The organism is Desulforhabdus amnigena (assembly GCF_027925305.1).
GTDB lineage: Bacteria > Desulfobacterota > Syntrophobacteria > Syntrophobacterales > Syntrophobacteraceae > Desulforhabdus > Desulforhabdus amnigena.
Window position 1 is genome coordinate 3,975,468 of record NZ_BSDR01000001.1, and the last position, 24,611, is coordinate 4,000,078.

The 24,611-nt window shown below is 52.2% G+C and carries 17 protein-coding genes and 1 pseudogene; 17 read left to right on the plus strand and 1 reads right to left on the minus strand.

Annotated features, from left to right (window positions below; translation table 11 throughout):
- The 13 genes from rsmH to QMG16_RS16985 all read left to right on the plus strand — a co-directional run bounded on the left by rsmH (position 1) and on the right by QMG16_RS16985 (position 16,948).
- On the plus strand, positions 1-948 hold the full coding sequence (gene rsmH, locus QMG16_RS16925) for a 16S rRNA (cytosine(1402)-N(4))-methyltransferase RsmH (RefSeq protein WP_281796131.1): 948 nt from the start codon (positions 1-3) through the stop codon (positions 946-948).
- A 36-nt stretch (positions 949-984) separates the two neighbouring features.
- Entirely contained in the window at positions 985-1,317 is a 333-nt protein-coding gene (locus tag QMG16_RS16930; protein ID WP_281796133.1) for a hypothetical protein, read from the plus strand.
- 208 nt (positions 1,318-1,525) lie between these two features.
- Entirely contained in the window at positions 1,526-3,322 is a 1,797-nt protein-coding gene (locus QMG16_RS16935; RefSeq protein ID WP_281797104.1) for a peptidoglycan D,D-transpeptidase FtsI family protein, read from the plus strand.
- Positions 3,323-3,367: 45 nt separating this feature from the next.
- The gene (locus QMG16_RS16940) at positions 3,368-4,954 is read left to right on the plus strand and encodes a UDP-N-acetylmuramoyl-L-alanyl-D-glutamate--2,6-diaminopimelate ligase (RefSeq protein WP_281796135.1); all 1,587 of its coding nucleotides are present in this window, start codon (positions 3,368-3,370) and stop codon (positions 4,952-4,954) included.
- Entirely contained in the window at positions 4,926-6,320 is a 1,395-nt protein-coding gene (locus tag QMG16_RS16945; protein WP_281796136.1) for a UDP-N-acetylmuramoyl-tripeptide--D-alanyl-D-alanine ligase, read from the plus strand. Before QMG16_RS16940 ends, QMG16_RS16945 begins: the two co-directional genes overlap by 29 nt.
- Entirely contained in the window at positions 6,317-7,693 is a 1,377-nt protein-coding gene (gene murD / locus QMG16_RS16950) for a UDP-N-acetylmuramoyl-L-alanine--D-glutamate ligase (RefSeq protein WP_281796138.1), read from the plus strand. The genes QMG16_RS16945 and murD overlap by 4 nt, the downstream gene beginning before the upstream one ends.
- A 134-nt stretch (positions 7,694-7,827) precedes the next feature.
- Positions 7,828-8,955 carry a putative lipid II flippase FtsW gene (gene ftsW / locus QMG16_RS16955; protein ID WP_281796139.1) on the plus strand — a complete coding sequence of 376 codons (1,128 nt, stop codon included), beginning with the start codon at positions 7,828-7,830 and terminating at the stop codon, positions 8,953-8,955.
- Position 8,956: 1 nt separating this feature from the next.
- On the plus strand, positions 8,957-10,339 hold the full coding sequence (gene murC, locus QMG16_RS16960) for a UDP-N-acetylmuramate--L-alanine ligase (protein ID WP_281796141.1): 1,383 nt from the start codon (positions 8,957-8,959) through the stop codon (positions 10,337-10,339).
- A gap of 98 nt (positions 10,340-10,437) precedes the next feature.
- Positions 10,438-11,283, plus strand: coding sequence for a cell division protein FtsQ/DivIB (locus QMG16_RS16965; RefSeq protein ID WP_281796142.1), 846 nt, complete (start codon positions 10,438-10,440; stop codon positions 11,281-11,283).
- 141 nt (positions 11,284-11,424) lie between these two features.
- The gene (gene ftsA / locus QMG16_RS16970; RefSeq protein ID WP_281796144.1) at positions 11,425-12,651 is read left to right on the plus strand and encodes a cell division protein FtsA; all 1,227 of its coding nucleotides are present in this window, start codon (positions 11,425-11,427) and stop codon (positions 12,649-12,651) included.
- A 140-nt stretch (positions 12,652-12,791) separates the two neighbouring features.
- Positions 12,792-14,006, plus strand: coding sequence for a cell division protein FtsZ (gene ftsZ, locus QMG16_RS16975; RefSeq protein WP_281796145.1), 1,215 nt, complete (start codon positions 12,792-12,794; stop codon positions 14,004-14,006).
- Positions 14,007-14,145: 139 nt separating this feature from the next.
- Positions 14,146-15,900, plus strand: coding sequence for a TIGR03960 family B12-binding radical SAM protein (locus QMG16_RS16980; RefSeq protein ID WP_281796147.1), 1,755 nt, complete (start codon positions 14,146-14,148; stop codon positions 15,898-15,900).
- Between the two features lie 148 nt (positions 15,901-16,048).
- Positions 16,049-16,948, plus strand: a complete 900-nt coding sequence (locus QMG16_RS16985) for a DnaJ domain-containing protein (protein ID WP_281796148.1) — start codon at positions 16,049-16,051, stop codon at positions 16,946-16,948.
- 20 nt (positions 16,949-16,968) lie between these two features.
- Here QMG16_RS16985 and selA read toward each other — a convergent pair whose 3' ends face one another.
- Positions 16,969-18,399, minus strand: a complete 1,431-nt coding sequence (gene selA, locus QMG16_RS16990) for an L-seryl-tRNA(Sec) selenium transferase (protein ID WP_281796149.1) — start codon at positions 18,397-18,399, stop codon at positions 16,969-16,971.
- A 388-nt stretch (positions 18,400-18,787) separates the two neighbouring features.
- Here selA and mfd point away from each other — a divergent pair, with 388 nt between their 5' ends.
- The 4 genes and pseudogenes from mfd (at position 18,788) to QMG16_RS17005 (ending at position 24,450) form a co-directional block, all read left to right on the plus strand.
- Positions 18,788-22,369 carry a transcription-repair coupling factor gene (gene mfd / locus QMG16_RS16995; protein ID WP_281796151.1) on the plus strand — a complete coding sequence of 1,194 codons (3,582 nt, stop codon included), beginning with the start codon at positions 18,788-18,790 and terminating at the stop codon, positions 22,367-22,369.
- 127 nt (positions 22,370-22,496) lie between these two features.
- Complete coding sequence (locus QMG16_RS17000; RefSeq protein WP_281796152.1) at positions 22,497-23,468, plus strand: peptidylprolyl isomerase; 972 nt, start codon at positions 22,497-22,499, stop codon at positions 23,466-23,468.
- A gap of 13 nt (positions 23,469-23,481) precedes the next feature.
- Positions 23,482-23,670, plus strand: a pseudogene (locus tag QMG16_RS19705) (helix-turn-helix domain-containing protein); the annotation flags it as partial.
- Between the two features lie 12 nt (positions 23,671-23,682).
- Entirely contained in the window at positions 23,683-24,450 is a 768-nt protein-coding gene (locus tag QMG16_RS17005) for a DUF4115 domain-containing protein (protein WP_281796154.1), read from the plus strand.
- The last annotated feature ends 161 nt before the right edge of the window (positions 24,451-24,611 follow it).

Genomic DNA, 24,611 nt, shown 5'->3' on the forward strand with positions numbered 1-24,611 from the left:
ATGCATTTTGCCTCCTCACACGGGCATGTTCCTGTCATGCTCAAAGAAGTCATGGACGTTCTGAATTGTCGTGCCGGAGGCGTATATGTGGATGGAACTGTCGGCGGTGGTGGATATGCTCGAGCCATTCTCGAAGCCAGTGCGCCGGATGGAATTCTGCTGGCTTTGGATTGGGATTCCGATGCCATTGACCGGGTGCGCGGAAGGCTTGCCTCCTACGGGAACCGCTTGATCCTGGAAAAAGCGAGCTTCGCAGACCTGCCCGACGTTCTGCGGAGACTGGGGTTTGGGCCTGTCGATGGAGTCGTGGTCGATCTCGGGGTCTCCAGCTTTCAACTGGATGATCCGGCAAGGGGGTTCAGTTTTCAGCAAAACGGTCCACTGGATATGCGCATGGATCGGAATTTGCCCAGGACTGCTGCAGACTTGGTGAATGAGTTGTCCGAATCGGAATTGGCTGACCTGATTTTCCACTTTGGAGAAGAAAGATGGTCCCGGCGCATCGCCCGTGCCATAGTGATGCGTCGAAAAGAAAGTCGATTCGCTTCCACTGGGGAATTGGCTCAACTGGTGGCGGCGGTCGTTCCCAAATCAAAAGACACCGGGCGGATCCATCCGGCGACACGCACCTTTCAGGCTTTGCGATTGGCTGTGAACCGGGAACTGGAAACGCTGCGGCGTTTTCTTTCCAATGTGCTGGATGTGGTAAAACCGGGAGGCCGTGTTTGTGTGGTTTCTTTCCATTCTTTGGAAGATCGAATCGTCAAAGAATATTTTCGGGAATGGGCCAAATCCTGTAGGTGTCCCCTGAATGTGGTGCCCTGTCGATGTGAGGGGCGTCCTTTGGTGAAGATTTTGACAAGGAAGGTGCAGCGCCCCGGATTGGAGGAGATGGAAACGAATCCGAGAGCTCGAAGCGCCCGGCTCCGGGCTTTGGAAAAATGTTGATCATGATTTTCGCCGCGATGCAGCAGGGTGGGAGGCATGGGGAAGAAATTGAAATCCGTTATGGAGCTTGATTTTTCAGAAAAGAATCCCTTGAGGGGGTCTTTCCGCAACTGGACCGTCCTGGCCGCTGCTCTGGGAGGGATGTTTATTGTCTGCGCCATCTTCTATGTGTGGCTCTATGATCAACAGGTTCAGAATGGATACCATTTGGCAAAGCTCTATCAGGAACATGAGCAATTGCTTGCAACTCAACGAAAACTGCGTCTGGAATGGTGTCGATTCGAGGACCCTTACCAGTTGGAGGAAATGGGGCGCAATCAGTTTGGGTTGGCGCCACCCAAAACAGAACAGAAGATGATCATGCGCTGAACTTTCAGAATTTCACAAGGGGCTACTGGTGGAGAGGCGCAATTCCGGAAAATTTTTAAATGTACGCTATTGGTCGTGCTATGTCCTTTTCAATGTTTTGGTCCTTTCAGGATTTTGCCTCATTTTGGGTAAAGCTTTTCAACTGCAAGTGCTGGAACATTCCGTATGGGTAGAGAGAGGAAGGGCTCAAACTGAATCCAAACTGCACGTGCCGGCCTATCGCGGGTCTATTTATGATCGGCAGGGTCGGCTTTTGTCGTTTTCCGTGCCGCAACGATCCCTTTGTGCGGATCCGAAGATGGCTGAAAACTCGAGGCTGCTATCCGGTCAACTGGCAGCCGTCCTGGGAGAACCTCAAAATACCATCAAGAGAAAGTTTGAATCCAAACGCCGTTTTGTTTGGTTGAAACGCCATCTCACCGACCAGCAGGCTCTGGCGGTGGAGGATTTGAAGGGGCAGGGGATTCAACTCGTCGATGACTACAAGAGGTTTTACCCCTACCGCCAGCTGGCCGGGCAGGTTTTGGGATTTGTGGGGTTGGACGGAAAGGGGCTTGAGGGAATTGAAAAGCATTTCGATGGCGTGCTGCGCGAAAACCCATTGAAGGTGGAACAGGTTCGGGATGGAGTGCGAAAGTGCCTCTGGCTCGAAGATGCCCCGCCCCCTGAACCCTTGGAAAGCTACGGAGTGCGTCTCACGCTAGACGCTTTCCTCCAGTATGTCTGTGAATATGAATTGGAGAAGATCGTCGATCAATATCAGGCCAGGGCGGGGGAAGTGGTTGTCCTCGATGCTCAGACTTCCGAGGTCCTGGCCATGGCCAACTGGCCCTCTTTTGATCCCAACTTCGCATTCAAAAAAAATGCGGACGCATGGCGAAACCGCGTCGTCACGGATGCCTTCGAACCCGGTTCTACATTCAAGGTTTTCCTGATGAGTGCAGCTTTGGAGGAAGGGATCGTCAGGGAAAGCGACCGCCTATTCTGTGAAAATGGAAAAGCTAAAATTGCCGGGCATATGATCAATGATACGCACCCTTACGGGTGGCTCACCATGCCCGAGGTGATCAAATATTCCAGCAACATTGGAGCCAGCAAGCTGGCCCTTCAGTTGGGCAATGATCGCTATTACAAGTATATCAAGAAATTTGGGTTTGGATCGCTCACGGGAATCGAACTGCCCGGTGAAGTGAAGGGACTGGTCAGACCGGGAAAAAGATGGCGCCCCATTGACCTTGCGACGACCGGTTTTGGCCAGAGCATTGGTGTGACGGCTCTTCAACTCACTGCCGCCATAGCGAGCATTGCCAATGGCGGGGAATATATTCAGCCCACTATCATCAAGGGAATCGTGGATTCGCAGGGGCAGCCGGTGAAGTATTTGGAGCCCAGGCCCAGGCGCAGAGTGATTCAGAAAGCGACTGCCAGGAAGATCACCAACATGATGCGCAAGGTAACCGAAGAGGGGGGGACCGGTGTCAATGCGGTTCCGGAAGGGTATGATGTGGCCGGAAAGACGGGAACAGCGCAGGTAATGGACCCGGAGACGCGCCGTTATGCGAGCCACAAGTACACTTCGCTTTTCACCGGTTTTGTCCCAGTAGAACGTCCTCGCCTGGTCATAACGGTAGTCATTCACGAACCTCATGGCGCTATTTACGGAGGAGTGGTGGCTGCGCCCGTTTTCAGGAACTTTGCAGCCAAGGCTTTGCCGCATCTGGGGGTGCTGCCTTCGTCTAAAGGGGCAGCCCCAGTGCCTGGAGTACGTTCCGTAAAAGTGAACAGCGACCAGTCTCCCAAAGCTCCGGCATCGGTTCAAAAAACAAAGGAATTCAAGGAAGTTACAAAAAGTCGGAATGTCTCCGTTCCCAGGGAAACGGTTCCCGGCAAAAATTCGAAAGAAGGATTGAATACCGGCGCTGCGAAATCCAAAATCAGCCGTCCCGTTCCGGAGAGTCTTTACACTCTTAAAGCCGAGAAGCGGGATGCCAAGGGAATCGACTGAGAATCGTGATGAATGGAGTTCAACAGGTTGGTGAGAAATAAAAGCATGGCAAAAAATCTAGAAATATTGCTCCAGGGTTTGGATGTCTTAGAAATCCGTGGAGATCTGCAGACGCAGGTGAATGGTCTCGCATATGACAGCCGCCAAATCGGCGATGGGGATTTATTCGTGGCAATCCGCGGAACACGGCAGGATGGAAATCAGTTTGTGGGTGACGCTGTCAGGCGGGGGGCTCGAGTAGTAGTGGTAGAGAGCCTGCCGGAAGATTCAGGCTGTGCTACCTTTGTCAAAGTTCCAGACTGCCGCAATGCGCTGGCGCGCATGGCTGCCAATTATTACGAACATCCGTCCCGCGATATTCAGCTCATCGGAGTGACGGGTACCAACGGAAAAACGACGACCACGCTTTTGATCGAGAGCATCCTGCAAAAGGGGGGAGCGTCGGTAGGGGTTTTGGGAACGCTCGGTTATCGATGGGGGAGTAAGAGAAAGGATGCTCCCATGACCACACCCGAGTCCTTGGACCTGCAGCGGTTTTTTTACGAAATGCGGCAGGATGGGGTCTCGCATGTCGTCATGGAGGTTTCGTCTCATGCTTTGGCGCTGGGGCGGGTTGACGGTTGCGTGTTTCGTGCCGGAGTTTTCACCAATCTCTCTCAGGACCACCTCGACTTTCATTCCACGATGGAAGATTATTTTGCAGCCAAGGCAATTCTTTTCAGGGATCCTTCGCTTTCATGCGGTGAAAACTTCGTTGCCGTCATCAATGGCGACGACCCTTTTGGGGTGCGGTTCCTTGAAAATCCTCCACAAAACGGTCTTTGGTCCTATTCCGCCCTTCATAAGGATGCCCGCGTATGGGTTAAGGATGTGACGCTTTCGCCTGCCGGCATCCATGCGGAACTTTCTACGCCATTGGGAAATTTCAGAATCCGCTCTCATCTCATCGGTCGGTTGAATCTCTACAATCTACTTTGCGCTGCGACGACCGCTCTGGCTTTGGGGTATTCCAAAGAAGCGGTCGCGGATGGTTTGGAAGCTGTTTCACATGTCGACGGCCGCCTTCAAAGAGTGCCAGTTCCTCGCGAACGGGGTTATGAGGTGGTTGTGGACTACGCTCATACCCCGGATGCCATGGAAAAGAGCCTGAATTGCCTGAGAGAGATGACGCGGGGACGTCTGTGGGTGGTTTTTGGCTGTGGCGGAGACAGGGATCGGACGAAACGCCCTTTGATGGGGGAAGTGGCAGCTCAAGTGGGCGATCTGGTGGTGATCACCAGTGACAATCCTCGAAGCGAAGTCCCGGAAAGCATCATCGAACAGATCGAACCGGGTGTGCGTTCTGTGGGATTGCCTTGCCTGACGGGTCGCGACTTCGCAAGGGCTGAAAAGGGGTACATGATAGAGCCCGACCGGAAAGCGGCCATTGAACTGGCTTTGTCCCGGGCGGAACCGGGGGATGTGATTTTTATAGGTGGAAAAGGCCACGAGACCTATCAGATCATCGGTGGCAAAGTGCATGCCTTCGATGATCGTTCGGTGGTGCACAATTATTTCAAAACCAGGGGGGAAGACCCTCCCGAGGATAGGAAAGCTCGAGAGAATGGACTGGACAGTCGCAAAACTCGTTGAAGCCACCGGTGGCCGTCTTCTGCAGGGAAATCCCGATCTGCCCGTGACCGGGATATCCACGGATACACGTCTCATGCAGCCGGGCAGTTGCTTCGTTGCTCTTCCGGGGGAGCGGTATGATGGACACCGCTTCATAATGGATGCCTTGGCCCGCAATGCGACAGCCTTCATCATTTCCAGCGCGAGGCCCGAAGGCTGTCTTCCCGCTCCGGACAAAGTTTCTGTCATCGAAGTGCAGGATACCCTTTATGCATTGGGAAAACTGGCGGGTTACTGGCGCAGGCAACACTTGATCCCGGTAGTGGGAATCACGGGAAGCAACGGCAAGACGAGCACCAAGGAAATGGTTGGCGCCATACTTTCGGTCAGACATCGTGTATTGAAAAACGAAGGAAATTTCAACAATCTGATCGGCGTTCCCCTGACACTCCTTTCTCTCCAACCGCATCATGAAGTGGCTGTCGTGGAAATGGGAATCAACGTTCCTGGGGAGATGGCAAGGCTGGTGGAAATGAGCGATCCTACAGTGGGTTTGATCACCAATATCTATCCGGCCCATTTGGAAGGACTCCACTCAATGGAGCAGATCCTTCAGGAAAAAAGCAAATTATGGATGGCGTTGAAAGAAGGTGCTCTGGCCGTGGTAAACAGGGATGATGAACGTCTCGTACGAGTGGCCGGAACTCTAAAGGCTCGCACGATCACCTATTCTCTTCAAGATCCTTCCGCTCGGGTGAAACTGGCCGGGGAGGTGGAAATGCGGGAAGGATGGACAACTTTTCCCTTGTTGCTCGGAACGGAACGGATTTCTGTTCGCCTTCCGGTGCTGGGACTCCATCAGGTGCAAAATGCCATCGCGGCCGCAGCAGTGGCCTGGGGAATGGGAGAATCCCCTGAAACGGTCGCTCGGGGGTTGTCGAGTTATCAGCCGGTAAAGCAACGTATGCAGATGCATCATCTGAGGGATGGCCGGGTGGTGATTGATGACAGTTACAATGCCAATCCCGGTTCAACTTTTGCAGCTGTTCAGGCGGCGTGTACGGCAAGCGCGGGCAAACCCTTGGTCGTGGTTTTAGGGGAGATGCGGGAACTCGGACCCGAAAGTGCCAGGTTGCATTGGGAATTGGGGCAAAAAATCGCAGCATTGGGTGTGGCCCGCTTGATCACTCTGGGTGAAATGGGAAAAGAGATCGTTCGTGGTGCCGAGGAGGGAGGAATGCCTGCGGCTGCATGCCATCACGCTCAGGATCACGAAGAAATACTGGATTTTTTGAAGGCGAACCGAGTCGCGAACGAATGGGTCCTGGTCAAGGGCTCCCGCGCTATGGCTATGGAACGTGTTGTGGAAGGAATTTTAGCGGAATGAAGACCGAGGGAGATTCAAAACCTCAAAAAGCCCTTGTGGTGGGAATGGGTATATCGGGACAATCGGTTTGCGAACTGCTTTTAAGGCAGGGGGGTCAAGTCATTGCCAATGACCTCAGGGGGCGCGATCAGTTCAAGGGCGCCTTGGATGCCCTGGAAGAAAAAGGCTGCGTGCTGCGGTTGGGCAATCATGATTTGAAAGACTTTTTGGAAGCGGATCAGATCATTGTGAGTCCGGGTATTCCTCTGGATCTGGAACCGCTTTGCAAGGCGAGAGACAGGGGGATAGAAATCGTTGGGGAACTGGAGTGGGCCTGGCGCCAGACAAATCTTCCAGTGGTGGCTGTAACGGGAACCAATGGCAAGACGACGACTACTTCTTTGATAGGGGAAATGTTCAAGGCCGCGGGCAGGCGGGTGTTCGTGGGAGGAAATATTGGAACGCCCCTGAGCCGTTGGATCCTGGACGGTGAAGCTGCCGATCTTCTGGTACTCGAAGTCAGCAGCTTCCAGCTGGATACGGCATCCCGATTTGCCCCGGACGTGGGGGTCTTGTTGAACATCACCGAGGATCATCTGGATCGCTATGATAGCTTCGATGCCTATGCCGATTCCAAGGTTTCCCTTTTTGCCCGTCAGAATGATTCTCAGGTGGCTGTGGTCAATGGCGATGATGCCCTCTGCCGTGAAAAAGCATCGAAAATACCCGGCCGTCTTCTCTTCTGCAGCCGCAAAGATCCACAGGCGCACGCCAGGATCGAGGACCACCGGGTGCTGGTCCATGTCCCCTGGAAAGAGGCTTTTGAATTGAGCCTGCAAAACTGCCAGCTCCAGGGGATTCATAATGAGGAAAACATCCTTGCAGCCGTTTTGGCTGCTTCCGTTTTAGATGTGCCACCCCCCATCCTGCAAAGGGTGATAGACGGGTATCGTGGGCTGCCTCACCGTGTAGAATGGGTACGTTCCTGGAATGGCATAGATTTTTACGATGATTCCAAAGGCACCAATGTGGGGGCTGTTGTAAAAGCACTGGAGAATTTCGTAAGCCCGGTTCTCTTGCTTTTGGGCGGACGGGATAAACTGGGATCCTATGGCCCCTTGGCCGAGGCTCTCAAGGAGAAGGGGAAGAAGGCGTTTGCCTTTGGAGAAGCCGGGCCGCGCATCCAGAAAGCCTTGGAAAAATGGGTGCCGACGCAATCTTATCCGGATTTGGAGGCAGCCTTCAAAGATGCCATTGCCTCTGCGGAATCGGGCGATGTGGTGCTTTTATCGCCGGCGTGTTCCTCTTTTGATCAATATTCGAGCTATGCTCAGCGGGGAGATCACTTCAAACGCCTTGTTCGACAGCTACCTGACATGGCCCGTGTGTCATAACGGTGACATGAAAAACGGTCGGAGGGGGGCGGATCATTGGATGCGAAGGAGGGACCATTGACCGAGATCGTTGAGCCATGAATCAGGCAGTCAGATCCATTGGAGAGGCGCCTTCGTTTAAAAACGAACCCAGGATGAAAGATACGAAGGGCGCCTCATGGAATGTGCTTTCCCTCGAAAATCAGTTGTGGATCGAGGTGTCACTGCTCATCATGTTCGGGTTGATCATGATATACAGCGCCAGTTCGATTTTGGCCCTCAAAAAATTTTCGGATCCGTCTCATTATTTAAAACGGCAATTTTTTTGCATAGCTCTTGGGATAGTTGTCATGATTTTGGCAAGCCGTATCCCTTACAAGCGCTATAAAGATCATATAGGCTGGATGGTCCTGGGGACAATCGCTGCATTGTTTCTTGTGCTGATGCCGGGAATCGGTGCGGAAATCAACAACGCAAGGCGTTGGTTTCAATTGAAATTTTTTCTATTGCAGCCTGCAGAATATGCCAAAGTGGTCTGGGTCCTCTACCTGAGTGTTTCTCTGGTGAAAAAGCAGGAGAAAATCAGGCAGTTTAAGATTGGTTTCTTGCCTCACATCGTATTGTGCGGTATTTTTAGCGGATTACTTCTCAAAGAGCCCGATTTTGGAACGACCTTTATTATTGGGGGTCTGACTGTCATAATGTTGGCGGCTGGAGGAGTCCTCTGCCGTCATTTATTTATTCTGGCGCCTATTGCGGCCCTGGGAATCTACAAATTCGTTTATCATGTTCCCTACCGTTGGGAGCGTGTAACAGCCTTCATGAATCCGTGGACGGATCCACTCGATTCCGGGTACCAGCTCATTCAAGCCTGGATAGCCGTAGGATCTGGGGGATTGCTTGGAAAAGGGCTTGGAGCCGGGCAGCAAAAGATGTTTTACCTTCCTGAATCCTATACGGATTTTATTTTGGCGGTGATTGGCGAGGAGCTGGGTTTTTTGGGGATTTTGGCCGTCTGCGTACTCTTCTTTTTTCTTTTCCGGACGGGCCTCGTGATCTCTCGGCGGGCACCGGATCTTATGGGGACCCTCATGGCTTTGGGGCTGACGATGCTGTTTTCTCTGCAGGCCCTGCTCAACATGGCGGTCGTTTTGGGGTTGGTTCCCACCAAAGGGTTGCCTCTCCCTTTTATCTCCTATGGAGGAAGTGCTTTCACAGCGAATTGTGCGGCCATTGGAATTCTCATGAATATTGCCCGGAGTATCGAAAGGCGAATGGATTAGGATGTTCAAACGTTATCAGCACATTCATTTTATAGGTATCGGCGGAATCGGTATGAGTGGCATCGCCGAGCTCCTGCTGAACCTGGGGTATCGGGTGAGTGGGTCCGACGTGAAAGATTCGGATATCACGCGGCGGCTGGCGGGACTGGGTGCGGAGGTATGGATCGGCCATCAGGCGGCGCATGTACGCGGAGCCGACGTTGTGGTTCTCTCTTCGGCCATTTCTGAGGATAACCCGGAAGTTCAGGCGGCGCGGGCTCTACCCAAGGTGCCCGTGATTCGCCGCGCCGAGATGCTGGCGGAACTCATGCGCCTGAAATATTCGGTTCTGGTGGCTGGCGCTCATGGCAAGACCACCACCACTTCCATGGTTTCGACGGTTCTGGCGCGTGGAGGCGTGGATCCCACGGTCGTGATCGGCGGAAGGCTGAATGCATGGGGAACGAACGCGAAATTGGGGCATGGAGACTTCCTGGTGGCTGAAGCGGATGAAAGTGACGGGACCTTTTTGATGCTTTCCCCCACCATAGCGGTAGTGACAAATATTGATCTGGAACATCTGGACTACTACCGAGATATTGAACACATTCAGCAGACTTTTTTGAAATTCATCAATAAGATCCCCTTTTACGGGCAGGCGGTGCTGTGCCTGGAAGACGAAAACATTCAGTCGATTCTTCCTCAGATCGAAAAACGCTTTGTGACATACGGCTTTTCCTCACAGGCCGATTTCCAGGCCCGCGATGTCAAGACCAACGGACTCTCGACAACGTATCGTGCCTTTTACCAGGGAGAGGAGCTTGGAGAGATAGAGATTCCTATTCCCGGGCGGCACAATGTGTTGAATTCTCTTGCGGCCGTGGCTGTGGCGCGGGAGCTCGAATTGGAGTGGCCCCATGTCCAGGCGGGGCTGCGGGATATGACGGGGGTGCAGCGCCGCTTTCAGATCAAAGGTGAGGCGAAGGGGGTCCTGGTGTTGGACGATTATGGGCATCATCCCACGGAAATTCGGGCTGTTCTGGAGACTCTTGCAAATTGCTTTCCGGACCGGCGGCGCATCATTGCCTTTCAGCCGCACCGGTATTCCCGTACTCATGCCCTGATGGACCAGTTTTCGCGATGCTTCTATCATTCGGATGTTCTCCTCCTTTCAGAGATCTATGCGGCCAGTGAAAAGCCCATTGCCGGGGTCACCGGCTCCTTGCTCATGGAACAGATTGCAGCCCATGGCCATAACGACCTCCATTTTTGCGCCAATATGGACGAAATGCTGGAGCGACTCTGTTCCATTGTAAAGCCCAATGACGTGGTAATGACCCTGGGAGCGGGCAACATTTGGCAGGTGGGCGAAGCACTTCTCAAGAGACTGGAAAGCGGCGCGTAATGAATGGTTGCAAGAAGCGATGACTTGGCTGGCCCGGGGGAGGCCGGAGAACGGCTGGGACGAGAGACAAAGGGAGCGAATAAGGGGCAGGGCCCCTCTTGCTTGATTTGGATGCCATGAGGAAAAGAGAGAATCGATATCGTCCCGACAGGGTCAAGCGCCGCAAGGTGCTCAGGATGCTGCTCAAAAGCATTCTGGGTTTTGCCTTTTTGATATCCTTCGTGGTCTGCATGAGCGCGGCCCTTGCCCACGCATATTATGCTTTGCTGGAAGCGCCCTGGCTTAGAGTGGAAGATCTGCAGATTACAGGGCTGAAACATGCGGAGCGCAAGCATATTCTGGATGCGCTCAGAGTTCCCAGATATGCCAATCTGCTGACCCTCAAAACAGCGGAGCTTTCCCGGCGGCTTGAGTCCATTCCGTGGCTGGAGTCCTCCGTGGTGAGAATCGAACCGCCTGGACGTATCGTGGTTGAAGTCCAGGAGCGAGAACCCCTGGCAATCATTCAGGCGGATGATCTGTTGTTGGTGGATAGAAAAGGAATACTCTTTTCGAGAACGGCGAGAGAAAAACATCCGGATCTTCTTTTTGTGACGGGATTCCAGGCGATGGAATTGCAAGTGGGAACCACGCTTCCCGATGAACCTCTGGAAGAATTGAAAGAAATGTGTACCGCCCTGGCAAAATTCAAAGACTGGCTGCCGACGAGTCTCATCTCTGAATGCCGCTGGCTTGGGGAGGCGGGATTCACTTTGTATACCCCTCAGAGAACCATCGCGATCCAGATGGGATCAGAAGGCTTTGAAGAAAAGCTGGTTCGTTTGAAAGGCATTTTTGCCATGCTGCGGGAGAATCAGTGGCTGGATTCTGTGACACGCATCGATCTCGATTATCCAAACCGGGCATATGTTGAGAGGCATTTTCCACCGCAGAAGGATACTTGATTTTCTCTAACAAGTGGTATCGTTGAATGTAGTAGAATGGCTTGCGGTCCGGCATGGCGCAGCGTCGTCAGCTCCGGGAGCCATCAACCATAGGATTTGTGCGCCATCTCTCAAGAGTTGAAGGGGGGGGGAGAGGAAGCAATGGGTAGAAGAGAGGAATTGATAGTCGGCCTTGACCTTGGGACGACCAAGATTTGTGCCGTTGTCGGGGAGGTCACCTCCGAAGGGATCGATATCGTTGGCGTAGGGACCTATCCTTCCATTGGATTGAGGGGAGGAGTGGTCGTCAACATCGATCAGACGGTACAATCCATCAGGAAAGCAGTGGAAGAAGCCGAACTCATGGCCGGCTGCGAGATTTCTTCCGTCTATGCCGGGGTGGCGGGGACTCATGTTCAAAGCCTCAACAGCCACGGTGTGATCGCGGTCAAGAGCCGCGAGGTGACTCAGGCCGATATCGACCGGGTTTTGGATGCCGCCAAGACCATTGCTCTCCCCTATGATCGTCAAATACTCCATGTTTTGCCTCAACAGTTCCTGGTGGATGACCAGGAGGGCATTCAGAACCCTACGGGAATGGCGGGGGTGCGTCTCGAGGCCAAGGTTCACATCATCACAGGGGCGGTCAGTGCAGTTCAAAATATTATCAAATGCTGTGAGCGGGCTGGTTTGCAGGTGCAGGACGTAGTGTTGGAGTCGTTGGCTTCCAGTGAATCGGTCCTTGATACCGACGAGAAACATCTGGGGGTCGCTCTCGTGGATATTGGCGGAGGCACCAGTGACGTAGCTGTCTTTCTGGACCATGCCATCCGGTACTCATGTGTAGTTGGGCTGGGGGGGAGCCATATCACATCGGATATTTCCGTTGGATTGCGGACCTCGATGGAAGAGGCGGAAAAGATCAAAAAGAAATATGGCTGTGCCCTGGTAGATCGGATCAACCAGCAGGAGATGATAGAAGTCGGTTCCGTAGGAGGTCAGAAACCCCGTCAATTGGCACAATCCATTCTTACGCAAATCATCGAAGCCAGGGTTGAGGAGATTATCAAAATCATTGAGTGGGAGTTGGTTCGGTCTGGATTCATGGAATCGCTTCATGCCGGTATGGTGCTGACGGGTGGCGTATCGCTTTTACCGGGTATTCGGGAAGTGGCGGAAAGGATCTTCGATATGCCGGTTCGAATTGGTGTCCCCTTTCATTTCGGAGGGTTGGGCGATGTGGTCAAAAATCCCATGTATGCCACAGCTACGGGCTTGCTGGCTTATGGCAGAAAGCATGGAAAAAGTCGTGGACCCATTGATGAAGATTCCAACCTGGTGAGCAAAGTCCTGACAATGATGAAGCGTTGGTTCAGAGAATTCTGGTGAGAGAAGGCCCGTGTGGGATGAGGATGCATGAGGGGGAACGGAGTCTTTCGAAAGTCATTTCGAGTCTATGGCATATATGAGCGCAATCTTGAATGTAATTTTTTGACATGAAACGTTCAAGCACTGGGAAGGGCACGGACATGGAAAAAAAATCTGAAAATGTAATCATAACGAACAACAGTAGAGCGAAAATCAAGGTTTTGGGGATCGGGGGCGGAGGTGGAAACGCTATCAACAACATGATCAACGGTGGTTTGGATGGTGTCGAGTTCATTGCCGCAAACACGGACTTTCAGGTATTGGATCAGAATCTGGCTCCCACCAAGATTCAGCTGGGAGTGAATCTGACGAAGGGGTTGGGAGCGGGTGGGAATCCCGAGATAGGGAGCAAGTCTGCCCAGGAAGACATAGAAAAGATTCGTGAAGCTGTGGATGGCAGTGACATGGTCTTCATCACCGCCGGTTTGGGAGGTGGGACCGGCACTGGAGGTGCTCCCGTCGTTGCGCAGGTCTGCAAGGAAATGGGAGCCTTGACGGTGGCCGTTGTGACCAAGCCTTTTGCCTTTGAGGGAAAGGTGAGGCATCGCAATGCCGAGGAAGGTCTCAAGTCTCTTCAGGAGGTAGTGGATACACTCATTACCATTCCAAACAACCGTCTGCTGTGCCTGGCGGACCGCAGAGCCACATTCCTGGAAATGTTCAAGCGAGCAGATGATGTATTGTTGTACGCCGTGAAGGGAATTTCGGATCTCATTACGCATCCCGGCTATATCAATGTGGATTTCGCCGACTTGAGGACCGTCATGAGTGAGAAGGGGCTGGCCCTTATGGGGACCGGTGTGGGTGTGGGTGAAAACCGGGCTTCACAGGCTGCGCAACAGGCGATCTCGAGTCCTCTTCTCGAAGATATTTCCATTCATGGAGCGCGTGCCGCTCTCATCAACATTTCGACCGGCCAGGATTTGGGAATGCATGAGTTTGAAGAAGTGGCTTCTCTCATTCACAAGGAAATGGACGAGGATGCCAATATCTTCCTCGGCATGGCTCTGGACCCGGCGATTGGAGAAGAAGTTCGGGTAACCGTAATAGCCACTGGAATCGGAAAAATGGAAAAGCCGTTGAAACAGGAAGCTCCGACGCGCGCCAAGCGTCTTCCCTCGGAAGGAATTGTTCCCGAGTTGAATTATGATTATCTTCAAATACCTACAGTGGTACGGCACCGCCCGGCCAGGGAAGAGGCGGCGGTTGAGGAACAGCAGCCCAGGAGACGGACATTCCTTCAGAAGCTGACGGGAGCTTCCAGGGATGAGGAAGATCTGAGTATTCCTACCTTCATTCGCCGTCAGGCGGACTAGCTGCGAGTTGCAGGCTGGAGTCCTCTTCCAAAAGGTATGAACGGCAGGTGGAGGGCTCCGCTTCCCGGACTACCGGGTCCCTCTTTATATTTACATCTCTTTTGGCCATGGTCCGTGGCCCTCTGACAGCAATCCGACTATGCTTTGGAAACTGAAAAAACGCCAGCAGCAATGGCTGGCTGAAGAAAAAGGAACGATCCTTAAGGATTGGGGGGGGAGGATCCGTGTCGCCCTGGCCTTCCCGAACCGTTATGCCGTGGGAATGTCCAATTTGGGTTTTCAGACGGTTTATGCGGCCCTGAACCAGTTGGAAGAAGTAGTTTGCGAAAGGGTTTTTTATCCGGAACCTGAAGACCTGGCGATTCTGAGTCAGAATACGGGCAATCTACTCACAGTCGAATCCCAGCGTCCCCTTCAAGACTTTCATCTCATTGCCTTTTCTATTCCCTTTGAAAACGACTACACCAATGTCCTTGAAATGCTCAAGTGGGCGGGTATACCTTCTAAGACCGAAGGACGCACTGCCGTCCATCCTCTTGTGGCTGCAGGTGGGGTGGCCGTGTTTCTCAATCCCGAACCCCTCGCTCCTTTTATGGATTTCATTTTTGTTGGGGAGTCTGAAGCCATTCTTCCAGATTTTCATGGCTTGCTGGAGGATCTGCATCGAAACAATCTGAGCAGAACGGAGTTTTTGAGAGTTCTTGCAGAAGAAGTGCCTGGGATTTATGTCCCTTCCCTCTATGAGGTCTCCTATCGTTCCGACGGCACCATCAAGTCCATGACGCCTCGGAGAGGGTATCGAATCCCCGAGAAGATTCCTTACCGGCGCGCGGACCTCTCCAAAAGCATGCCGTGTAGAACCGTCGTTTTCACGCCCCAAACAGAATTCAGCAATGTCATGCTCCTGGAGATAGGGCGAGGGTGCGGCCGTGGGTGTCGTTTTTGTGCTGCAGGCTATGTATATCGCCCTATGAGGTATCATGGGGCCGGTAAGCTGTTGGAAACGGCGGAGCCTTTGATTTCAGATGTTCCGAGGATCGGACTGGTGAGTGCAGCCGTTTCCGATCATCCGGAGATCTCTTTTCTCTGCCGCTCTCTTTTGGACGAAGGGGGGGCGCTTTCTTTTTCATCACTGCGGGCGGATACCCTCAACCCGGAGATCGTTTCCGCCCTGCAGTCGAGTCAACATCAATCGGTAGCCATCGCTCCCGAGGCCGGGTCCGAGCGTATGCGGCGCGTCATCAACAAGAACCTCTCCGAGGAACAGATCTATTCCGCCGTAAACCTGCTCACACAAAAGGGGATCCTCCATCTCAAACTTTATTTCATGATCGGCTTGCCCACGGAAATGATCGAGGATCTCGAGGCCATTGTCGATCTGGCCAAAGGTGTGAAGCACCACGTTCTCAGGATCAGCCGGGGACGCAAACAGCTCGGAACCATCACACTCAGCATTCATGGCTTTGTTCCCAAAGCCTTTACCCCGTTCCAGTGGGTATCCTTTGCCGGGGTCCGCGAATTGAAAGAACGGGCAAAGTGGATTCAGAAAGCGCTCCAAAAGGTTCCCAATGTTCGAGTTCACTTCGATATGCCCAAATGGGCTTATATACAGGCACTGCTTTCACGGGGCGATCGGCGGGTGAGTGGATTTCTTGAAAGAGTGGGGGTGGAAGGAGGCTCCTGGACGCAGGCCCTGCGCAATGTCCCGTTCAATCCCGATTTCTGGGTCATGCGGGAGCGAAATAAAGATGAAGTTTTTCCTTGGGAGATCATCGATCACGGAGTGAAGAGGGCTTACCTGTGGGAGGAATACGAGAGGGCTCTCAAAGGAATCAGCAGCCCTCCATGTCGGTTGGAGAAAAATTGCCGAAGATGCGGTGTGTGTTCTCCATAGTGACCGGAAGGGGAACGGCATCTTGATCTTGCATATTTAAGATTTTATATTTAGTTGCTAATTTATACAAAATCTATGGAGAGTAGAAAGAGTCCGGACGGGAGTCGTTTTCTCCCTGCGGGGAGAATTTAAGGAGAACTGAAACAAGATGTCTCAGCAAGATTATTATCAAATCCTGGGTGTTTCGCCTGAAGCTTCGGTAGACGAGATCAAGAAAAATTACCGAAAGCTGGCTTTGGAAACGCACCCTGACCGAAATCCCAACGATCGGGGGGCGGAAGAACGCTTCAAGAAAATCAGTGAAGCTTATGGGGTCCTCATTGACCCGCAAAAACGTGCTCAATATGATCAGTATCGCAACTTAGGGTTCCAGCAGCGTCAGAATGGTGCTGCAGGGGCGGGCTTTGGGTATTCTCAGGAAGAAATATTCCGGGATTTTTTCAACAGCCGTTATGCTCAAGATGCCTTCTCCGAGATGCAGCGGGAATTCCAGCGCATGGGGTTCCGTTTCGACGATACGTTTTTGAATCGTCTTTTTTTTGGAGATAAGACCATATTTTTTCAGGGGATTTTTTGGGGCGGCCCCGGCGGGTCGCGGGTCTTCCGCTACAATGGCAGTACTGGACAGAGGGCGGGAGGACATTCGGCGCACATTCGCAGAAATGTCCCTCCTCAACCTTCGGAGCCCAAGGGTCTTTTGGAACAAGGGATTTCCCTGTTGGGCAAGGCGGGCAAGAAAATTGGTGGCTACATCCTCAAGAAGGCACTGGGATTGGCAGCCGGTTCTCCCGTAGCCAATGATAAAGAGGCTGTTGGGCATAACACTCCGGATGTCACTTACGAGTTGATGATTTCTCCTCAGGATGCCGTCACCGGTACCGTAGTGAAAGTGGAGCTTCCGCATATGGGGGAAGGTAAGCGGATCTCCGTGCGCATTCCACCCGGCGTGAAGTCGGGCACCAAATTGCGGCTAAAGGAAATGGGACGGGCCTTTGCCAACAGCATGCATCACCGGGGAGACTTATATATTCAGTTGCGTGTCATGTAAGAATGAAGCCATCGCCTTGCTCAATCTTCTTTGAACTTTGAAAGGATATCTTTGAAAGCTTGCTGAAGGATCGGGAGTTCGTTGGGCTGAAGGGTCCGGACATCCATGAGAAAAAGGTCGGATTCGATGCGTCCGATGATAGGGGGAGTGTTGTTTCTGAGGAAAAGCTCAATTTTCCGGGTGCTCATTCGGTGTGACCGGACCGCAACCACATAGGTCGGGAGGTTTTGTGCCGGCAGAGACCCGCCACCTACCTGCGAGGAACTGGACTGCACTTTTATCTGAAGGGCTTTGCGGGTATCCGCTTCCCCAATGAGGGATGCCAGGCGATGTGCCCGTTCTTCCAGCACCGGCAGAGGGGTCGTGATCATTCGAAGTGTCGGTATCCGCTCCATTGCCAGCCTTTCATCCCGGTAGAGGCGAAGAGTTGCTTCAAGAGCGGCCAAGGTCATTTTATCTACGCGAAGTGCACGCGTCATTGGGTTTTTCTTGCAGCGCCCGATCAATTCTTTCTTTCCCAGTATGACTCCCGCCTGTGGCCCGCCCAGCAGTTTGTCTCCACTGAAAGTAACGATATCGGCGCCCCCGCGGACAGTTTCCTGAACAGTGGGCTCACCCTGTAAACCGAAGGGGGCGAAGTTCAGGAAAGAACCGCTTCCCAAATCCTCCACCACCAGCAATCCATGCTTTCTCCCCAGGGCGACCATTTCTTCCAGCGGGACTTCCGAGGAAAACCCAATGATGCGGTAATTGCTGGTGTGAACTTTCATGAGCAGCGCCGTCGCTTCGTTGATGGCCGACTCGTAATCTCTCGGATGAGTACGATTGGTGCAACCCACTTCACGCAGGATGGCTCCGCTGCTGCGCATTACATCAGGAATCCGGAAGGATCCTCCGATTTCCACAAGTTGTCCACGGGAGACAATGACCTCTTTCCCTGCGGCCAGAGTGTTCAACACGAGGAAGACTGCGCCTGCGTTGTTGTTGACCACCAAAGCGGCTTCCGCTCCGGTCAGTTCGCACAGTATGGCCTCGGCATGCACGTAGCGTGAACCTCTCCGACCTTTTTCCAGGTCGTATTCGAGGTTGTTGTAGCTGCAGCAAAGTATTTTCAAACGTTCGACGGCTTCTTCAGGGAGAAGGGATCGCCCCAGATTGGTGTGAATCACAATGCCGCTTGCATTGACTACGGGACGCAGGGTGTGGCCACTGATCTGCCGGAGACGATCGAGAATGAGTTGCACGAGGCGTGGTGGTTCGAGGTCGGCCTCATGAAGTGATTCTTCTTGACCAAGAATGCTCTTTCTTTTGGCCTCCAAAACGTGGCGTATACTTTCAAGAAGGAGTTTACGCGGGTGTCGGGTGAGCGCCTCCTGCAGCGGTTCCATTTGGAGCAAGGCATCCACACCGGGAAGCTTGCGAAGCAAATCCTGGACTGACATTCTAGCCATTATGTATTCATCCTTCCTAATGCGACATTGTCACATTAACCACGGAGACACAGAAGGCATGGAGAAAGACCTTTCAAATGAAATCTCTCTGTTCTCCGTGTCTCTGTGGTCTAGATGCATTCTGACAGTGTCGAGCTAAGACTATTGGCAAAATGCAACCCTCTTGTAGAATGAGCAAAAGAGGAGTGTTGCCCACCGGGAAGAGGTGTTGCTTTAATGGAGGCAGACAAGGAAAAGATATTGCCCGCCCTGCGCTGTTGTGAATCTTTCTTTAACATGATCATAAATCATATGAAAACTTTCTTTCCAAACACATCTTGGTTATATTTCAAGCTTTGAATCGAATGAAATCTTTTTTGCTTCAGAAACGAAAGGACAATAGGAACGCATGGAAACTTTGGTTTTTCAGGATGAAGAAATCTCTCCCGACGGAGGAAAGGTGGACGGAGGGGCCTGGAAAGACAATGTCGAGAAGATCTTATCTTTTTTGAATCACTCGAAAGAATCGTTTTCCTTGCGTGGAACACATCCGACGGCTCTATCCTATCTGCTGGCCAAAGGAATAAAGTCTCTCAAAAGGAATTTCCTGTTGATTGCCCCCACGGACCGGGAGGCAGAAAAATATATGGAGGTTATTCGTTTTTTTTGGGGAAAAGAGAGTTCCCGGGCGGATACTCCTCTTGCGCAGCGTATCTGGTATTTTCCTTCCCGAACCGGCCGAAAGATACAGTCTCTCGGCAAGATGGAGACCACGGCCCGCAGGCTGGAGACTCTTTATGCCCTGAGGAACGCATCCTCTCCCATTTTGGTTGTAACTTCGGCCCTGGCTCTTATGGAGCGTCTTCCCCTGCCGGAAGATCTCATGAAGCATGCGGAGTACAAGGTCGTGGGAGAGGAGATGGACCTGGAATCTTTTTCCAGAAAACTGGTCGACTGTGGCTATTACGGGGTTTCCCTGGTGGAGGAATACGGGGATTTCAGCCGGAGGGGAGGAGTTCTGGATGTGTATGCGCCACTTTATCCGTGGCCGATACGTTTGGAATTCTTTGGAGACGAATTGGAATCCATTCGGCTGTTTCATCCCAGTTCACAGCGTTCCATGGGAACCCTGGAAGACTTCATCCTGTTGCCTGTCAGTGAGATTATTCTGAACGATGCTGCAAAGGAACGGGCTCGAGATGCTGTTTATGAAGATGTGAATAAGGAAAATCTGACTCCTTCGGCAGGGAACGTCTGGCTGGAGAAGTTTCAGGAGGGTCACCAATTCGGAGCCTTTGAATCGGTTATCTCCATTTTTTATGAGAAATTGGGGACACTTCTGGATTATCTGCCCTCCGAAACGCTCATGGTTTGGTCCGATGACATTCTCGTGCGGAAGGAAATGAACGAACATTACTGGAAAATGGCGCGGGATTGGGAAGGAAACCGTGCCGGTGATGAATGGAAAAGACCGCCCGAAGAGCTCTTTGAAGTTCCGGAACGTTTGCTCGCAGCGGCAGATGCGTTCCGGCATATCCGAGTGAATTCCATCGAGGACCAGGCTGCCGAAGTGAAACGATTCGATTTGGGGGCTGGAGGGCACGAAGATTTGGTCCTCACCGTCAAATCTCACCCCAACAAGGAACGTCTGCTGGAGCCGCTTGCCCTGCAGTTTCAAAAATGGCAGCGGGAGGGAATCATCGTTTTTCTTGTCTGCCACCAGAAAGGGCAGGCCAAGCGCATGACAGAGTTGCTCACGGGTTATGGTGTGGACGCCTTGTACAGTCCTTTTCCCTTCGGTGAGGAGTCGTACGGTGCGCCGGCGGTCAAAGTGATTGAGGGGGGGCTTGAAAGGGGCTTTTTCTGGCCAGCGGAAAGGCTGGCCGTGATTGCTGAAGAAGAGATCTTTGGAAGGCGGTCACATAGAAGGTCGAGGAAGTCTCTTTCGGGTATTTTCCTGAATTCTTTTCAGGATCTTCATGTCGATGACTATGTTGTGCACGTGGACCATGGAATAGGCCTTTACAAAGAGTTGGTACATTTGAATGTGCGGGGCATTGAAAGTGATTTCCTGCTCATTCATTACCAGGATGCGGACCGCCTGTACGTGCCGGTGGATAAGCTGCAAAAGGTCCAGAAGTATCTTGGAGTGGAAGGGCAGGAGCCGCGATTGGACAAACTGGGAGGGAAGTCCTGGGATGCGGCCAAAAAGAAGGCGGCTGAATCTGCTGAGCGGATTGCTGAAGAGCTTTTGAATCTCTATGCTTCGCGCGAGGTCAAAGAAGGGTTTCGATTTTCACCTCCCGACAGCCTTTTCCAGGAGTTTGAGACGACGTTCGGCTACGAAGAAACTCCGGACCAGTTGAAGGCTATTGACGACGTACTGGAAGATATGGCATCTGCACGCCCCATGGATCGCTTGATTTGTGGGGATGTGGGGTTTGGTAAAACGGAAGTGGCGCTTCGAGCGGCTTTCAAAGCGGTGTCGGATGGGAAACAGGTGGCCATGCTGGTTCCCACGACGATTTTGGCCGAGCAGCATTACCAGGCTTTCAAGGAGAGATTCGAGGGCTTTCCAGTAGAAGTGGCCAGTTTGAGCCGCTTCAAGACGACGGCTCAGCAAAAGCAGGTGCTGGAAGGGTTGAAAAAAGGGACGATCGATGTGGTTATCGGAACACATCGATTGTTGCAGAAGGACGTCGTTTTTCGGGACCTGGGTCTGCTCATCATCGATGAGGAACACCGTTTTGGAGTCAAGCACAAAGAAAAACTCAAAGAGTTCCGGGTCTCCGTGGACGTTTTGACGCTGACGGCTACTCCCATTCCACGCACTCTTCAAATGTCCCTTTCTGGGATGCGAGACCTCAGCACCATTGAGACCCCTCCTCAAGACCGCCACTCCATAGAGACCTTCATGTGCAAGTACGATGACCTCACGATCAAAGAGGCTATATACCGGGAGTTGGCAAGGAAGGGACAGGTTTTTTTCGTCCACAATCATGTGCAGAGCATATACCAGATGGCCAATGTACTGAAACAGCTTGTTCCTGAAGCCCGGCTTGCTGTGGCACACGGCCAGATGAAGGAACGGGAGCTTGAAAAGGTAATGCTCGACTTCATCGCTCAAAAAGTGGATGTCCTGGTTTGTACTACCATCATTGAATCGGGCCTGGACATCCCTGCGGCCAACACCATCATCATCAACCGTGCCGATAAGTTCGGACTGGCTCAGATTTACCAGTTGCGCGGGCGCGTGGGTCGATCCACCGAGCAGGCGTATGCCTATCTTCTCGTTCCAGGTGAAGATCTGATCAGTCGAGATGCTCAAAAACGTTTGAGGGCTTTGATGGATTTCAGTGAACTGGGTGCAGGGTTCAAAATCGCACTCAATGACTTGCAGATTCGTGGAGGAGGAACGATTTTAGGATCTTCTCAGTCAGGACACATCGCCGCCGTGGGCTACGAGCTCTACCTGGAACTGCTGGAAAGAACCGTGAAAGCGATGAAGGGCGATAAAGCTGAATCCGAGCCCATCGATACGGAAATCAATGTCCCCCTTTCCGCTTTCCTGCCGGTGACCTTCATTCCAGATACGGATCAAAGGCTTCTAGCGTATAAAAGGTTGTCGACGGTCGTCGCGGAAGAGGATGTGGATGAGTTGGTCGGAGAATGGCGGGACCGGTACGGTCCTTTTCCCGATACAGCCCGGAATTTGATCCTGTTGGCGAAAATTCGATTGCTTTTGAAACGGTTTGGCATCGTGAGAATGGACGGGGGAGAAGAGACTTTTACACTTCATTTTACGAAGGATACCGACCTTCAGAGGGTTTTTTTCTTTCTCGAGGAACAGAAATGCACCTGTCAACTGGAAGCGGATCGCAAGCTCAAGATGGAGATATGGGGGCGTAATTTGCCTCAGCGGTTGGCACGTTTCAAAAGAATCTTGCAGGAATTGGGGAAGAATGCTAGTAATATTAAGTTAATTCAGTAACTTAAATTAAGGTCGAGGTGCGTGTGTCGACGGGTTCCGGAGAAAGCCCCAAGGTACGGCCGGCATGCGGAAATAAATTCTTTTAACAGTGGATAAAATTTTATCATCACCTGTATGAGGGGATTGCATGTTGACCACAAAAAGATGGTGTTCCATTCTGCTGATTGTTTTGACGCTGTGGGCGGGAGCAGCGTGGGGAGAAACTTTGGACCGCATTGTGGCGGTTGTGAACGGTGACGTTATCTTGTATAGTGAGCTTCAGGAAAAAGTCCGTCAGGTGGAAAAAATTTCTCCTGAGTCGAAGCCGGCCGATGCGACTTTGCAACCTCAATTCGAACGTCAGGTCCTGAATCAGATCATCCAGGAACGGCTGACGGAACAAGAAGTACGCCGCATGAAGATCGCCGTGAGCGACCGTGAAGTGGATGCCGCCGTCGATTCGCTCAAAAGGGAGAATAATTTTACAGACGCTCAATTTGAATATGTTGTGCAACAGGGAGGGCAGACCATCGAGCAGTTCCGGAGTGGAATCAAGAAAGAGCTGGAACGTTCGCGACTTCTGGAACGTGTGCTCAAATCCAAGACGGTGATTACCGATGAACAGGTTGATGCCTACTTGAAGAATGCGAAAACGGACGAAGGGAATACGAAGGAGCGTCTTAGGCTTTCCATCATTTTTTTGCCGACTTCGGAGGGGGCTCAGGGCAAGGATGCGGATGATGTTGAGAAGCTGGCAAGAGAGATTCATCGGCGTTTGAAAGGCGGGGGAGATTTTGCCAAACTGGCAAAAGAGTATTCCAAGGGCCCTGCGCCGGAAGAGGGTGGTGATATTGGCTACATTGCGGCGGAGGAGCTTGCGCCGGATATCGCGTCGGCCGTAAGGGGGCTCAATGCAAATGACGTGAGCGAGGTGGTGAAAGCTCCGGCTGGTTATTACATTGTAAAAGTTGTGGACGTACAGAGAGAGAAGCTGGATTCCGGGGATTCCAGTGCTCGCGATAAAGCCCGCAGGGCTTTATTTCAAAGAGAAATGAGTCGCAAGTTCGAAGAGTGGATCAAAGAGCTGGAGGCTCGGTCCTTCATCCAAGTTTCCCTATAGGGTGCCGAATATTATGAGTGAATTGTCGGAATACTTAAAGTCTGAGCGATTGCGTCAGGGGATGACACTGGAGAGCATTTCTCAACAAACCAGGGTAAGTGTCAACGCATTGCAAGCTTTAGAAGCAGGTGAGTTCGGTCGCATTGGGGCTCCCTTGCTGATCCGCAGCTTCGTTTCATCATATTGTTCAACATTGAGTATTGATCCAGGGCCCTTGTTGGAGAAATATAGCGCCGAAATTCAAGCTCGCAACTGGCAGGAAGAGGGGATTCAGCGCTATGGAACTCTATCGAAATCCTTTGAGAAAAAAAAGGGAACGCGGATTTTTGCCATCTTGATTCTTGGCATGGCATTGGTGGGAGCTCTTTACGGCGGCGTCTGGATATCAAACCGTCAGGACAAATTGTCTGTGTCTCAGTCGATCAACAATGACGGCTATCCGCAACAGGAACTGCCTTCAGATCTATCGGAAAGAGCCGTTCCTCCGAAAATCCCGGAAACGGAGGAAAGAGCTTCCGTTCCATCCCAGCCGGAGTATCCCCTTGGCGTCAAGAAAGAGGAGCCGAAAACTCAACCCCCCTCTGTGCCGCCTTCTCCAGCCTCTTCTTCGAAACCCGAAGAAGTTGCATCCGCTGAATTTGCCGCTCCAAAGCCTTCTGCTGCTGACCGCCCTGTAGTGGAGGGGACAGCGGAAGAGAAACCCGAGATGCCGCCGAGAGAGGTAGGTCAGAAACATCGTCTTACATTCGAAGCGAACCAGGAAACATGGGTCCAGGTCAAAGCCGACGCAGGAAAGCCGCAGAGCGTACTCCTCAAGCCGGGTGACACGCGAGAATGGGAAGCATCGGAAAAAGTCAGCCTGGTGATCGGAAATGCAGGTGGAGTCCAGTTGAAATGGGATGGGAAACCAGTGGCCATTCCCGGAAAATCTGGAAGTGTGGTACGTTTTCGACTTCCCGATCCTCGATATCTTAAAGAATAAGGAAAAATCTCGGATTCTGAAAAGGGTGTTCGTGTGAAGTGATGAAAATCGGAGGGTGGCAATCGGACTTTTTCATCCTGTTTCTATCCGCGGATTATGCAGATTGGATAGATTTTACCAAACCAGGATCGAAAGATTATTAATCTTCGAAAATCCGTGTA

Bases quoted from the DNA above. Each gene is read 5' to 3' on its own strand.
- rsmH (WP_281796131.1), top strand. From the start codon at position 1: ATGCATTTTGCCTCCTCACACGGGCATGTTCCTGTCATGCTCAAAGAA.
- QMG16_RS16930 (WP_281796133.1), top strand. From the start codon at position 985: ATGGGGAAGAAATTGAAATCCGTTATGGAGCTTGATTTTTCAGAAAAG.
- QMG16_RS16940 (WP_281796135.1), top strand. From the start codon at position 3,368: ATGGCAAAAAATCTAGAAATATTGCTCCAGGGTTTGGATGTCTTAGAA.
- QMG16_RS16945 (WP_281796136.1), top strand. From the start codon at position 4,926: ATGGACTGGACAGTCGCAAAACTCGTTGAAGCCACCGGTGGCCGTCTT.
- murD (WP_281796138.1), top strand. From the start codon at position 6,317: ATGAAGACCGAGGGAGATTCAAAACCTCAAAAAGCCCTTGTGGTGGGA.
- ftsW (WP_281796139.1), top strand. From the start codon at position 7,828: ATGAAAGATACGAAGGGCGCCTCATGGAATGTGCTTTCCCTCGAAAAT.
- murC (WP_281796141.1), top strand. From the start codon at position 8,957: ATGTTCAAACGTTATCAGCACATTCATTTTATAGGTATCGGCGGAATC.
- ftsA (WP_281796144.1), top strand. From the start codon at position 11,425: ATGGGTAGAAGAGAGGAATTGATAGTCGGCCTTGACCTTGGGACGACC.
- ftsZ (WP_281796145.1), top strand. From the start codon at position 12,792: ATGGAAAAAAAATCTGAAAATGTAATCATAACGAACAACAGTAGAGCG.
- QMG16_RS16980 (WP_281796147.1), top strand. From the start codon at position 14,146: ATGCTTTGGAAACTGAAAAAACGCCAGCAGCAATGGCTGGCTGAAGAA.
- QMG16_RS16985 (WP_281796148.1), top strand. From the start codon at position 16,049: ATGTCTCAGCAAGATTATTATCAAATCCTGGGTGTTTCGCCTGAAGCT.
- selA (WP_281796149.1), bottom strand. From the start codon at position 18,399: ATGGCTAGAATGTCAGTCCAGGATTTGCTTCGCAAGCTTCCCGGTGTG.
- mfd (WP_281796151.1), top strand. From the start codon at position 18,788: ATGGAAACTTTGGTTTTTCAGGATGAAGAAATCTCTCCCGACGGAGGA.
- QMG16_RS17000 (WP_281796152.1), top strand. From the start codon at position 22,497: ATGTTGACCACAAAAAGATGGTGTTCCATTCTGCTGATTGTTTTGACG.